Genomic DNA, 12,757 nt, shown 5'->3' on the forward strand with positions numbered 1-12,757 from the left:
AGCAACTATACGTGACGTACCGGCACAACACAACCCAAAAAATTAAAATTGGTCTTTCTTATTACGCAATTCAGCAAAAGTCTGCCATAACGGGGCAGATTCCACATTAATTGCTAAAGCTTTTTGTAAATCAGCATCTTGTGTGCGTAAAAATAAATTTATCTCACGTTCCAGCGCCAGTTTTGTCGGTAAAGTAGTACGATTTTCTGCCCGTAAATCCTTAATTTCCTGATATCTGGCCAGAATTTTCGGATCATGGGGTAAAATTGCAGCAGCAAAGTTCATATTAGATAAAGTATATTCATGTGCGCAGCAGACAAGCGTATCGGCGGGAAGTTGATTAAGTTTCTGAAAGGAATGAAACATTTGTTCTGCTGTCCCTTCAAAAAGTCGTCCGCAGCCGCCTGAGAACATTGTGTCGCCGCAGAAAAGATAAGGTTCACTGTAATATGAGATATGTCCTAAAGTGTGACCCGGCGTGGTGATGACCTGAAAAGGCAGGCCGAGCAGCGTAACGGTTTCACCCTCATGAACAATATGCTGCGCACCTTTAGCCGCCGTTTCCTGAGGGCCATATACCTCAAGCTGAGGATAGCGCTGTAGCAATTCAGCGACGCCACCGGTATGGTCCTGATGATGATGCGTCAGCAGAACAGCCACCGGCCTCCAGCGGTTTGCTTCAATTTTTTCAATCAGCGGCCGGGCTTCACCGGGATCAACAATCAGGCAGCTGCCGGCGTCGTTGGTCAGTGTCCAGATGTAGTTATCCGTTAATGCGGGAATACTGGTAAGATTCATAAACACCTCTCTGGTTGTCTTAAAGGAAGATGGTAGAGCATGAAGCCAGCGAAAACACGCCAGATCCTGACCGCGCCGCGCACCTGGAATGATATGCCCTGGGGAGAATACTTTCGCGACGCGTTAACCCAGCAGTTACAGCCCTGGCTGGCGAGGCTTTATGGCTTCCACATGCTAAAAATTGGCAGCCTGAGCGCAGAAATCAATACCAGCCAGTGTGCCATATCTCATCAGGTCAATGTTGGCAGTGAGGGCGACGCACTGCAGGTGCTTGCCAGCGTTGCTCAGCTGCCGTTTGAGTCTAAATCAATCGATGCCTGCCTGCTGGCGCACACGCTGGCATGGGAGCAGGATCCGCACCGCGTGTTACGCGAAGTAGACAGAGTGCTGATTGATGATGGCTGGCTGATTATCAGCGGCTTCAATCCTTTCAGCCTGCTGGGGATTAGCAAAGCGATTCCGGGTCTGAGCCGGCGAGCGCCCTGGAGCAGCAGAATGTTCAGCCAGGTGCGTCTACTGGACTGGCTGAGCCTGCTGAATTATGAAGTGGTGTACCGCACGCGTTTTCAGGTGGTGCCGTGGCATCGACAGGGCGGCAGGATGATCAGTGCGCATCTGCCCGCCCTGGGGTGTCTGAACATCGTGGTGGCGCGCAAGCGCACGTTCCCGCTTACGCCAGCTAAAATGAAAACGGCGCGCAGCAGTGCGCAGCTGCGTCCGGTAGTAAACGCTACGCGTCAGTTTCGCGAGACGCAGGATCAGGATGCAACCTGATAGCCAATGTCTTCCAGTGACGGATTACCGGCAGCGCTGCGCGCCAGTTCGTCACAGCGCTCATTCTCCGGATGGCCGGCATGCCCCTTCACCCACTCCCATTTAATGGTATGGGTGCTGAGCGCCGTATCCAGACGCTGCCAGAGGTCGGTATTCTTGACCGCTTTTTTATCAGCGGTTTTCCAGCCGCGCTTTTTCCAGTTGTGGATCCAGCTGGTAATGCCCTGGCGGACATACTGGCTGTCTGTGCTGATGACCACGTCACACGGCTGCGTCAGCGCCTCTAATGCGACAATGGCCGCCATCAGCTCCATACGGTTGTTGGTGGTCAGGCGATAGCCCGCGCTGAATAACTTTTCATGCTCGCGATAGCGTACAATAGCCCCATAGCCGCCCGGTCCCGGATTACCAAGGCAGGAACCGTCGGTGAAAATTTCTACCTGTTTGCGCATCTCTGGTAGACTTCCCTCTGAAAAAACGCCAAGTCTGACACAAAACGAGCCCTATGATCACTGCAAATAACCGCCAGATTGTCCTCGATACTGAAACCACCGGCATGAACATGATCGGGGTTCATTATGAGGGGCATCGCATCATTGAGATCGGTGCGGTTGAAGTCATCAACCGTCGCCTGACCGGCAATAACTTTCATATGTATCTCAGGCCCGATCGGCTGGTGGATCCGGAAGCGTTCGGTGTTCACGGCATCGCCGATGAGTTTCTGGCCGATAAGCCAACCTTTGCGCAGATAGCTGATGAGTTTCTCGACTATATTCGCGGAGCCGAGCTGGTTATCCATAACGCCTCGTTTGATATCGGCTTTATGGACTATGAGTTTGGCATGCTGCAGCGTGATATCGGCAAAACCGAAAGCTTTTGCAAAATCACCGATAGCCTGGCGATGGCGCGTAAAATGTTTCCCGGCAAGCGCAACAGCCTGGATGCGTTGTGCAATCGTTATGAAATCGACAACAGCAAGCGTACGCTGCATGGCGCACTGCTGGATGCCGAGATTCTGGCAGAGGTCTTCCTGACCATGACCGGTGGCCAGACGTCGCTGGCGTTTTCAATGGAGGGCGACCAGCGCAATCAGGCCGAAGGTGAGCATATCCAGCGTATCAGCCGCCCCGGTTCAGGCCTGCGCGTGATTAATGCCAGTGATGAAGAGGTGATGGCGCACGAAAGCCGCCTCGATCTGGTTAATAAAAAAGGTGGCAGCTGTCTGTGGCGCGCCTGATGCACTGATTTTGCTGCTAAAAACAGCAGGAAGCTGAAAAAAGCGGCAGGCGTGTCATTTTGATATAAAAAGCGTTGACGGGAAAGGGGGCTGCCATTAATATGCGCCTCGTTCCCGACGGGGAACAAAGCGCGGAGCGGTAGTTCAGTTGGTTAGAATACCTGCCTGTCACGCAGGGGGTCGCGGGTTCGAGCCCCGTCCGTTCCGCCAATCTATTTAAAAAAGCCGATTCAGAAATGAATCGGCTTTTTGCTGTCTGCTATTCAGCCAGCACTATACACCCTCTTTTTGCAGCGTCGCTTCCGGACGATACGAGACCGGTACGACCCGTTCTGCCCGCGCCAGCCAGCGATAGCAGCCTGCCCCCAGCGCCACACCGATAAACCAGCTGAAGTTAGCTACCGCATGCAGCGCCGGAATAAAACTTATCGTCAGGCAGATCCCGACCGCCGGCAGCAGCGCCGCGATCGCTTTGGGATTAAAGCCGTTGCGGTACCAGTAACGTCCCTGCGGCGTGGCGTTAAACAGGTCATCAACGCTTACGCTGCCGCCTTTAATCAGATAAAAATCCGCAATCAGGATACCGAACAGCGGGCCCACAAACGAGCCCAGCACATCCAGCGTATAGTGGATCAGTTCAGGTGACTGAAACAGATTCCACGGCGTCAGCAGCACGGAACCCACCGCGGCGATCATGCCACCGGTGCGGAAACTGATCTTCTGCGGGGAGCAGTTAGAGAAATCGAAGGCGGGTGACACAAAATTCGCCACGATATTGATACCAATGGTGGCGGTGATCATGGTCAGCAGGCCGATAGCGACGGCCAGGTCGTTGCCTACCATACTTACCGTCTCAATCGGATCGGTGATCATTCTGCCAAACAGCGACTGGGTGCCGGAGACAATCACTACCGTAACCACGGAGAACAGCAGGAAGTTAAACGGTAATCCCCAGCGGTTGCCGCGGCGAACTTCACTCATGTTTTTGCCGTAACGCGAAAAGTCGCCGAAATTAAGCAGAGGACCGGAAAAGTAGGAGACGACCAGGGCGGTTGCAGTGATCATCTGCCAGGTCTGTTCGCCGGCACTCAGTGATTTGCTGGCCAGCGTAAAAGAGATACCCGCCAGACCAGTTTTGTATACAATCCAGCCCGCCAGCGCGACCATCACGACATAGACTGCCGGACCCGCCACGTCGATAAAGCGCTTAATGGCGTTCATGCCGTGCCAGAACACCATCGCCTGCAGCAGCCACATGATGCCAAAGCAGCACCAGCCGAGCAGCGACAGCCCCAGCCAGCTGCTTTGCGTCATGCTATTAAGCGCCGGGAAGAACTTCAGCAGAACCAGCATCAGGGCATTCGCCGCCAGATAGGTCTGAATACCGTACCAGGCAAACGCGATCAGTCCGCGGATCACGGCCGGAATATTGGCGCCGAATACGCCAAATGCCTGGCGGCAGATCACCGCATAGGGCACGCCCGCCATCTGGCTGGGTTTTGCCACCAGATTCGCACAGAGCTGCACGATACCGATCCCGGCCAGCAGACACAGCAATACCTGCCAGCTTGCCAGCCCCAGCGTAAAAAAGCTGGCGGCAACCACATACCCGCCCATGCTATGCACATCGGACATCCAGAAAGAAAAGATGTTGTACCACGTCCAGTTCTGCTGGCGCGTCGGAGCCAGATCCTCATTACACAGGCGTGGACTATAGGCCGCGCGGGCATCAGCCTGCGCTGGCGTCACTTCAGTATGAATTGGCATGAAACCTGCTCCTCTCACCATGATGGGGAAAATATTCACCGTTTAAAGAGCTATTGCAGGATCCAGGCCAGAAGTGATTTGTTGTATACAAAAAATGAAAGGAGTGTATACGATATCTGGCAGTCAGCTATTTTCCGGAGCAGGTAATGAATCATGAATCCGCAGTGAAGCCGCGCGCTGTGACGTTTGAAAAAGATGAAGCGATCTTTCAGGCATTGCTTAGTGCCATCGTTGAGCACCAGCTTCCGCCGGGCAGCAAGCTGCCTGAAGAGGCGCTGGCAGAGGTGTTTGGCGTCAGCCGTACCGGCATTCGTAAAGTGCTGCAGCGCCTCGCGGCGGTGCAGATGATCACGCTGTCGCCCGGACGTGGTGCACAGGTCAGCACGCCCGATGTGGCGGAATCACGCGATATCTTTGCCACGCGCAGCATGCTGGAGTGCGCCAACCTGCCCGCTGTACTGACGCATCTGCAGTCGCCACACCTCGCGGCGCTGGAGGCGATTATCACGCAGGAGCAGCAGGCGCATCAGCAGAATGACGGCGCGGCTGCCATTCGTCTTTCAGCCGCGTTTCATATCCAGCTGCAGGCGATATCCGGCAATCAGGTGCTGACCGATATCATCACGCGCCTGACCCAGCGCTCATCGCTGGTGATTGCCGCCTGGGGCACGCCCTGGCAGCACGGCTGCCGCTGCGATCATCACGACAGGCTGGTCGATCTGCTGCGCCAGCGGGCGCTGCCTGCGCTGACTGAGGCGCTGACGCACCACTTCGACCACATTCTCTCCAGCCTGCACTTTGAGCGCAGCGGTGAAACGCTGCCCGATTTCAGCCGGTTATTTGCCGGTCATAAAGGAGCCCTATCATGAGCCTGATACAGGTGATCAACCCCAATACCAGCCTGGCAATGACTGAAACTATTGGTGCGGCCGCGCGCGCCGTGGCGGCACCGGGCACGGACATTCTGGCGGTCTGTCCGCAGCAGGGCGTACCCTCCATAGAGGGACACTTTGATGAGGCGATAGCCGCGATCGGCGTACTGGAGCAGATTAAGCGTGGCGAAGCGCAGGGCGTCAGCGGCCATGTGATCGCCTGCTTTGGCGATCCCGGCTTGCTGGCGGCGCGCGAGCTGGCCAGCGGCCCGGTAATCGGTATTGCCGAAGCGGCAATGCATACCGCCACGCTGGTGGCGACGCGCTTTACCATCGTCACCACGCTGCCGCGTACGCTGGTGATCGCCCGCCATCTGCTGCAGCAGTATGGTTTTACGCACCACTGTGCGGCGCTGCACGCCATCGATCTGCCGGTACTGGCGCTGGAGGATGGCAGCGGCGTGGCGCAGGAGAAAGTCCGGGCGCGCTGCATTCAGGCAAAACGTGAAGATAACAGCGGCGCGATTGTGCTGGGCTGCGGCGGCATGGCGTCGCTGGCGCAGGATCTGACCCGCGAACTGGATATGCCGGTGATCGATGGCGTCAGCGCGGCGGTAAAAATGATAGAGGCGCTGGTGGCGCTTGGCCTGGGCACCAGCAAGCATGGCGATCTCGCTTATCCGCTGCAAAAACCCCTCAGCGGCGCCTTTCAGCACCTAAACTAAGGTCTGGCTGAGGTGTGACAACAGGAACTGACTGAATGAATGACGCATCTGAAAAGAAAGAGTACAGCTTCAACAAAAATTATCCGCGCGATCTGATCGGCTATGGTGGCCAGCCGCCGCATGCGCAGTGGCCCGATAACGCCCGGGTGGCGGTACAGTTCGTACTCAATTATGAAGAGGGCGCAGAAAACAACGTGCTGCATGGCGATGCCGGTTCGGAGCAGTTTCTGTCCGATATCATTGGCGCAGCCAGCTACGCCGATCGCCACATGTCGATGGATTCCCTGTATGAGTATGGGTCACGTGCCGGTTTCTGGCGCATTCATCATGAGTTTCAGAAGCGTAGTCTGCCGCTGACGGTGTTTGGCGTGGCGATGGCGCTGGCGCGGCACCCGGAAATTGTCGCCGCGATTAAAGCGGCGGATTATGACGTGGTCAGCCACGGCTGGCGCTGGATCCACTACCAGGGAATGGATGCGAAAACCGAACGGCAGCATATGCAGCAGGCGGTCGACGTGCTGACCGAACTGTTTGGCAAAGCGCCGACGGGCTGGTATACCGGGCGGGACAGTCCGAACACTCGCCGGCTGGTCGCAGAGCAGGGCGGCTTCAGCTACGACAGCGACTATTACGGTGACGATCTGCCGTTCTGGACCCAGGTCACACGTCAGGATGGCACCGTCAAACCGCATCTGATCATCCCCTATACGCTGGAGTGCAACGACATGCGCTTCGCCACGGCGCAGGGCTTCAACACCGCCGAACACTTCTTCACCTACCTGCGTGATACCTTTGATGTGCTGTATGAAGAAGGAGAGCGCGCCCCGAAAATGATGTCGGTCGGCATGCACTGCCGCCTGCTGGGGCGGCCGGGAAAATTCCGCGCGCTGCAGCTTTTTCTTGATCACATTCAGCAGCATGAAAAGGTGTGGATCTGCACCCGCCAGCAGATTGCCGATCACTGGATGACGGTACATCCCGCGCCGTGATGACGCCCTCACCGCAGGGGGTAATGGCGGAGGTGCTTACTCACTCATCAGGCTGACCTGCGCGGCCACAATGCGCCACCCCTGCGGCAGCCGTACCCACGTCTGCTGCTGCCGCCCGATACGCGCTGTACCTTCACGGGTAAATTCGGTGCTGCACACTGCGTAATCATCGCCAAAGGTGGTGATGACCGTATTGCGCAGCGTGCGATCGAGCCCTTTTGACGGTCGTGCCGCGCGAAAGGCGCGAATCTCCTCAATCCCGTACAGATTCTCTCCGGCACCCAGCCGGACGGTACGCGCGTCGTGCCAGAACAGTTCGTCCAGCACCGCGACATCATTGCTCACCAGCGCCTGCTCGTAGCGATAAAATGCAGCGCTTACGGCGGCAACGGTATCCGGATCGTTTATCCTGTCCGTCGTCATTATCAGATATCCATTAAAGTAGGTTGATCGTAAGTCAGGCCCTGCTGCTGCAGCGCCCAGGCGGCGCGCAGCGCCAGCTGTTCGTTAAACGGCGCGGCAATCAGCTGTACGCCAATCGGTAAGCCGCTGGCGGTGAGCAGCGGTACGCTACATACCGGCAGGCCAGCGAACGAAATCGGCTGCGTCAGCATGCCCATGCTGGCGCGTGTCGGCAAATCCTGACCGTTGATGTGAATGGTTTCCTGGCCGATGGTGGTGGCGGTACAGGGCGTGGCGGGGGCGATCAGCACGTCATAATGGTCGAACAGCGGCAGCACCTGTTGCTGGAAGTGACGCCGGAAACGCTGGGCCTGCACATACCACGCGGCGGGCAGCATCGCGCCGGCCAGCAGGCGTTCGCGTGAATTCGGCTCAAAGCGTTCTGGCTGGGTGCGCAGAGCGGGCAGATAGTGATTGCCGCCTTCCGCCGCGGTCATGATAAACGCGGCCGCGCGCGCCAGTTCGGCCTGGGGCAGCGTCACTTCTTCTGCCGCGCCGAGCGCGCTGGCCGCTACCGCTACCGCCGCGCGCGCCTCATCATTGCACCAGGTGGTAAAAAAACCGCCCAGCGTCGCGCAGCGCAGCCCGTCGCTGCCCGCCTGCAGGCGGTCGCTGACCAACTCCGGCGGCCGCGTCAGCTGAAACGCATCCTCTGCGTCGCGGCCCTGCAGCGCATCATAAACCAGGCTGAGATCCTCAACCGAGCGGGCAAACGGGCCGATATGATCGAGGCTGGCGACAAACGGCTGCGTACCGCTGCGCGACAGGCGGCCAAAGGTGGGCTTAAGGCCGAAGATGCCGCACAGCGACGCCGGTACGCGAATCGAGCCGTTGGTATCGCTGCCGAGCGAAAAGTGCACCAGTCCGGCCGCTACCGCGGCGGCTGAGCCGCCGGATGATCCACCGGCGATGCGCGTGATATCGCGCGGGTTGCAGGTGGCGCCATAGTGACTGTTTTCGGTAGTAAAGCCATAGGCGTAGGCATCCATGTTCAGCATACCGGAGAGTAGCGCGCCCGATTCACGCATCCGGCTGACCGCCCAGGCGTCTGCACGCGCCGCCGCCCGCGTGCTAAACAGGCTGGCACCCGCCAGCGTGGTATGGCCGGCTACATCAAACAGATTTTTTACCGCATACGGAATACCCGCCAGCGGTGGCAGCGTTTCACCGCGCAGGCGCTGCCGGTCAAGCTCTTCAGCCTCGCGCAGCATGCGCTGCCCGGTGATCGCCGTCCAGGCGTTGAGCGCCGGGTTATGCTGCTCAATCGCCGCCAGCGTATGGCGGGCAATCTCAGCGGCCCCGATTTCACCCTGCTGCAGCGCACGCTGCAGCGCTGCGATCGATAATGATGTCAGGCGCATGGCTGGAATACCCCGGCCACTTCCAGGCGATCGTCCAGCGGCAGCGCCATCAGCGGCGCGGCTATAGCCGCAATCCGGCTGAGCTGCAGCTGCAGCTCAGCACGACGTGCGTCATCCAGATCCAGTGCGAGGATCTGCTCCATCTGAGCGACATAGTTCGCCCACTCTGCGGATTCGGTCATGAGTCTCTCCTGTTAAAAACCGGCTGCGCTGCCGTTGCTGCGCGGATCGAAAGCGCCTTCCAGCATGCCGCTGGTGTGGCGCACTACGGCGCCCGCATGGCCTACCACTTCACTGAAGTCAGAGAGCAGCTCAACCTGATGACCCAGCAGACGCAGCCGACCCACCGTTTCCGGCGCCACGCGCGCTTCCAGTTTGAGTGAGTCAGAGGCCTCGCCCCAGGTGCGCCCCAGCAGCCAGCGTGGCGCACTGACCGCCTGCTGCAGCGGCATACCCTGAATGACGTGACGGGTAAAAATGGCCGCCTGCGTCTGCGGCTGACCATCTCCGCCCATCGATCCATACACCATGACCCGGCCATCTTTCAGGCGGGCGGCAGCAGGGTTAAGCGTGTGAAACGGCTGCTTGCCCGGCAGCAGCGCCAGCAGATGATCGGGCTGCAGGCTGAACGCCGCGCCGCGATTCTGCCAGGTGATGCCGCTGCCTGGCAGCACCACGCCGCTGCCAAATTCGTGGTAGATGCTCTGAATAAAAGAGACCGCCAGCCCGCTGCTGTCGATGGCGCCCATCCAGACGGTATCGCCCGGACCGCGTCCGGTTCCCCACGGCGCGGCGCGATGGTCATCAATATTGGTCGCAAGGCTGGCAAGATGATCGGCACTGAGCAGCGCCTGCACGTCGGTATCGCTATGGCGCGGATCGGTGATATGCCGATCGCGCAGGCTGAACGCCTGCTTGGTCGCCTCCACAATCCGGTGCAGCGTCTGAGCTTCATCAGCCTGCGCCATATCCAGACGATCGGTAATACCCAGAATCGCCAGCGACACCAGCCCCTGCGTCGGCGGCGTCATGTTCCAGATATCGCCTTCGCTGTGTGCTAGGTGGAGCGGGGTGCAGCGCCGGGCGCGATGCTGCTGCAGATCGTTCAGCGTGACCGGCATCCCCAGCGCGTGCATGTCATCTGCCAGCGACCGCGCCAGCCGGCCGCGGTAAAAGCTCTCCAGCCCCTCTTCACTCAGCTGGCTGAGCGTGGCCGCCAGCGCAGGCTGGGTAAAGCGGCTGCCCGGCTGTGGCGGTCCGCCGTCCGGCATAAACGTGGCGGCAAAGCCGGGCTGATGCTGCAGCTCAGGCGCTTTTGCGGCGGTAGCGGCCGCCTGCGAGGCGGTAACCGGTATGCCGTCGGCAGCGTAACGGATAGCATCGCGCAGCAGACGGTGTGGCGGCAGCGGCGCATGGCCCAGCTCCTGTGACAGGGTCAGCGCCTCCTGCCAGCCGCTGACGGTGCCGGCGACGGTCAGCGCCGCTTCCGGCCCGCGATGCGGGATCGTCTGCCGGCCCTGATAAAAACTCATTGTCGCCAGCGAGCCGGCGGCGCCACTGGCATCAATCGCAACGGGTTCCCCTTCAGGCGGCACCACCAGCCAGAAGCCGTCGCCGCCCAGCCCGTTCATATGCGGATAGACCACCGCAATGGTTGCGGCGGCGGCGACCATCGCTTCGAGTGCGCTGCCGCCGTCGCGCAGTACGGCAAGGGCGCTTTCACTCGCCAGATGATGGGGGGTGACGACCATGCCCTGCGGGGCCATGTTGCTCTGAATCATAATTGTTCCCGGCTGATTTCTGCTCATCTCCATCCGGCACAGCTGCCAAACCCGCTGCGGCGGCATTCCCTGACGTAAACATAAGCAAGAGCTGTTCCACTTTTTCTGTCGGTGGGTGCTGGATCGATTTATGCTAGAGCAGGGTGAAACGAAAGTTACAGGACAACGCATGAAACAACTCGATGAACGTCTGCGCAGCCAGTACGCGCAGCTGTCGCCTCAGGAGCAGCGCATTGCTGACTTTGTGTTTGACCATTTTGATGACCTGATCAGCTACAACAGTGCTGAACTGGCGCGGCTAAGCGGCGTCTCCAAAGCAACGGTAAGCCGGCTGTTCCGGCGCCTTGGCTATGAAAAATATAAAGATATGCGCGATGAGCTGCGCACCCTGCGGCAGAGCGGAATGCCGCTCACCGACAACCGCGATGCGGTGCAGGGCAACACGCTGCTGGCGCGCCACTATAAGCAGGAGATGGCAAACCTCACGCAGTGGATCAACCGTATCGACAGCCAGCAGTTAAGTGACGTTATCGCCGCGCTGGGCAGCGCAAAACGCGTCTTTATCATCGGTATGCGCAACGCGTATCCGGTCGCGCTGCACCTGCGGCAGCAGCTGCTGCAGGCGCGTGCCCACGTGGTACTGCTGCCGCAGCCGGGCCAGACGCTGGGCGAAGAGCTGGTGGATATTACCCCGGACGATATGGTGGTGGTGATGGCGTTCCGGCGACGTCCGCGCCTGCTGCGTCCGCTGATGCAGCAGCTGCAGCAGCGTGATATCCCGCTGCTGGCGCTCTCGGAGCCGCAGGCGCAGGGGATTCAGGGCGTGGCACGCTGGCAGCTTTGTGCACCGCTTGACAGCGTGTCTGCCTTCGACAGTTACGCTTCAGCCATGAGCCTGGTCAATTTACTGGCAAACGCGCTGCTGCATGAAACCCTGTCGCAGGGGCGGCAGCGTATTCATCAGATAGCCGATCTCTATCAGCATCTGGATGAGCTGGAACACCGATAGCGGGCACTGAAATGGTGCGTTGCACCGTTTTGAATCTCTGAAGCAGGGTACGCCAGTACCCGATTTTTCCTGCTGCTGACCCCTTTTATGCCGGTTTGTTACCGGTTTTTTTCTGTCGCTTTGATTGGCATATTAGTTGCAGTAACTGCCTGTAAGAATCTTTTGTTTCACGTTCAACACACCGGGGTGCATAATGAAAAAGGTTTTACTGGCGGTAGCGGGTGCGGCGCTTTTACTGGCTCAGGCAGGCAGCGCGCAGGCGGATCAGCTACAGGATATTCAAAAGCGCGGCGTGATCCGCATCGCAGTGCCGCAGGATTTCCCGCCGTTTGGATCAGTGGGCACCGATCTGCAGCCGCAGGGATATGACATCGACATGGCGCGCTATCTGGCAAAGCAGATGAAACTGAAGTTGCAGCTGGTGCCGGTCTCCAGTGCCAACCGCGTACCTTATCTGCAGACGGACAAAGTCGATCTGGTGATCTCCAGCATGGGTAAAAATGCGGAGCGGGAAAAGGTCATCGCCTTCAGCCGCGCCTATGCGCCCTTTTTCCTCGGCGTGTTCGGGCCGAAAGGTGAGACGCTGAAGGATGCCGCCGCACTGAGCGGCAAAACGATCGGCGTTACGCGTGGCGCGGTTGAGGATATGGTGCTGAGCGCGGCCGCGCCGAAAGATGCGCAGGTCAAGCGTTACGAAGATAACAACACCACGCTTTCGGCTTATCTCTCCGGTCAGGTGCAGTATGTGGCAACCGGTAATCTGGTGGTGGCGGCCATTACCCGGCAGAACGCGGCAAAAGCGCCGGTGGCGCAGTTTATGCTGAAAGATTCTCCCTGCTTTATCGGTCTGAAGAAGAATGAGCCGGCGCTGAAAGCAGAGGTCGATACGCTGATCGAACAGGGTATAAAGGACGGTACGCTGAATAAGCTCTCGGAAGAGTGGCTGAAAGCGCCGCTGCCCGCTTCGCTCGGTGCCTGAGTC

At 58.8% G+C, this 12,757-nt stretch carries 14 protein-coding genes and 1 tRNA gene; 8 read left to right on the forward strand and 7 right to left on the reverse strand.

The window, feature by feature from the left end:
• Positions 1 to 42: 42 nt before the first annotated feature.
• Positions 43 to 798: a hydroxyacylglutathione hydrolase gene (gene gloB, locus LAC65_RS03085; protein WP_203025754.1), complete on the reverse strand. Its 756-nt coding sequence runs from the start codon at positions 796 to 798 to the stop codon at positions 43 to 45.
• 39 nt (positions 799 to 837) lie between these two features.
• On the opposite strand from gloB, the gene LAC65_RS03090 reads away from it, so the two are divergent.
• Complete coding sequence (locus LAC65_RS03090; RefSeq protein ID WP_039382802.1) at positions 838 to 1,572, forward strand: class I SAM-dependent methyltransferase; 735 nt, start codon at positions 838 to 840, stop codon at positions 1,570 to 1,572.
• Here LAC65_RS03090 and rnhA read toward each other — a convergent pair.
• Positions 1,557 to 2,024 carry a ribonuclease HI gene (gene rnhA, locus LAC65_RS03095; protein ID WP_039382805.1) on the reverse strand — a complete coding sequence of 156 codons (468 nt, stop codon included), beginning with the start codon at positions 2,022 to 2,024 and terminating at the stop codon, positions 1,557 to 1,559. The genes LAC65_RS03090 and rnhA overlap by 16 nt on opposite strands.
• A gap of 53 nt (positions 2,025 to 2,077) precedes the next feature.
• Here rnhA and dnaQ point away from each other — a divergent pair, with 53 nt between their 5' ends.
• Both dnaQ and LAC65_RS03105 read left to right on the forward strand, forming a co-directional pair.
• Positions 2,078 to 2,809 (forward strand): DNA polymerase III subunit epsilon, encoded by a 732-nt coding sequence (gene dnaQ, locus LAC65_RS03100; protein WP_039382808.1) that lies wholly within the window; start codon positions 2,078 to 2,080, stop codon positions 2,807 to 2,809.
• A 133-nt stretch (positions 2,810 to 2,942) separates the two neighbouring features.
• A tRNA-Asp gene (locus tag LAC65_RS03105) sits at positions 2,943 to 3,019 on the forward strand.
• Between the two features lie 63 nt (positions 3,020 to 3,082).
• Here the strand turns inward: LAC65_RS03105 and LAC65_RS03110 are convergent.
• Positions 3,083 to 4,576 carry an NCS1 family nucleobase:cation symporter-1 gene (locus LAC65_RS03110; protein ID WP_039382812.1) on the reverse strand — a complete coding sequence of 498 codons (1,494 nt, stop codon included), beginning with the start codon at positions 4,574 to 4,576 and terminating at the stop codon, positions 3,083 to 3,085.
• Positions 4,577 to 4,722: 146 nt separating this feature from the next.
• Here LAC65_RS03110 and LAC65_RS03115 point away from each other — a divergent pair, with 146 nt between their 5' ends.
• Genes LAC65_RS03115 through puuE form a run of 3 tightly spaced genes read left to right on the forward strand, consistent with a single transcriptional unit; the run spans position 4,723 to position 7,162 of the window.
• A complete protein-coding gene (locus tag LAC65_RS03115) occupies positions 4,723 to 5,445 on the forward strand; it encodes a GntR family transcriptional regulator (protein ID WP_039382814.1) in 723 nt (240 codons plus the stop codon).
• Positions 5,442 to 6,173: an allantoin racemase gene (gene hpxA, locus LAC65_RS03120; protein WP_039382816.1), complete on the forward strand. Its 732-nt coding sequence runs from the start codon at positions 5,442 to 5,444 to the stop codon at positions 6,171 to 6,173. Before LAC65_RS03115 ends, hpxA begins: the two co-directional genes overlap by 4 nt.
• A 35-nt stretch (positions 6,174 to 6,208) precedes the next feature.
• Positions 6,209 to 7,162 (forward strand): allantoinase PuuE, encoded by a 954-nt coding sequence (gene puuE, locus LAC65_RS03125; RefSeq protein ID WP_039382819.1) that lies wholly within the window; start codon positions 6,209 to 6,211, stop codon positions 7,160 to 7,162.
• A gap of 36 nt (positions 7,163 to 7,198) precedes the next feature.
• On the opposite strand, the gene hpxZ is transcribed toward puuE, so the two are convergent.
• The 4 genes from hpxZ to LAC65_RS03145 are packed head-to-tail and all read right to left on the reverse strand — an operon-like array spanning position 7,199 to position 10,766.
• Positions 7,199 to 7,585, reverse strand: coding sequence for an oxalurate catabolism protein HpxZ (gene hpxZ / locus LAC65_RS03130; protein ID WP_039382822.1), 387 nt, complete (start codon positions 7,583 to 7,585; stop codon positions 7,199 to 7,201).
• Positions 7,586 to 7,587: 2 nt separating this feature from the next.
• On the reverse strand, positions 7,588 to 8,985 hold the full coding sequence (locus tag LAC65_RS03135) for an AtzE family amidohydrolase (RefSeq protein ID WP_039382825.1): 1,398 nt from the start codon (positions 8,983 to 8,985) through the stop codon (positions 7,588 to 7,590).
• A complete protein-coding gene (hpxX, locus tag LAC65_RS03140; RefSeq protein WP_039382827.1) occupies positions 8,976 to 9,167 on the reverse strand; it encodes an oxalurate catabolism protein HpxX in 192 nt (63 codons plus the stop codon). The genes LAC65_RS03135 and hpxX overlap by 10 nt, the downstream gene beginning before the upstream one ends.
• Positions 9,168 to 9,179: 12 nt before the next feature.
• Entirely contained in the window at positions 9,180 to 10,766 is a 1,587-nt protein-coding gene (locus LAC65_RS03145; RefSeq protein WP_039385720.1) for a gamma-glutamyltransferase family protein, read from the reverse strand.
• Between the two features lie 169 nt (positions 10,767 to 10,935).
• On the opposite strand from LAC65_RS03145, the gene hpxU reads away from it, so the two are divergent.
• Entirely contained in the window at positions 10,936 to 11,775 is an 840-nt protein-coding gene (hpxU, locus tag LAC65_RS03150) for a MurR/RpiR family transcriptional regulator HpxU (protein WP_039382830.1), read from the forward strand.
• A gap of 193 nt (positions 11,776 to 11,968) precedes the next feature.
• The gene (locus tag LAC65_RS03155) at positions 11,969 to 12,754 is read left to right on the forward strand and encodes a transporter substrate-binding domain-containing protein (RefSeq protein WP_039382831.1); all 786 of its coding nucleotides are present in this window, start codon (positions 11,969 to 11,971) and stop codon (positions 12,752 to 12,754) included.
• The last annotated feature ends 3 nt before the right edge of the window (positions 12,755 to 12,757 follow it).

The organism is Pantoea eucrina (assembly GCF_020079945.1).
GTDB classification, from domain to species: domain Bacteria; phylum Pseudomonadota; class Gammaproteobacteria; order Enterobacterales; family Enterobacteriaceae; genus Pantoea; species Pantoea eucrina.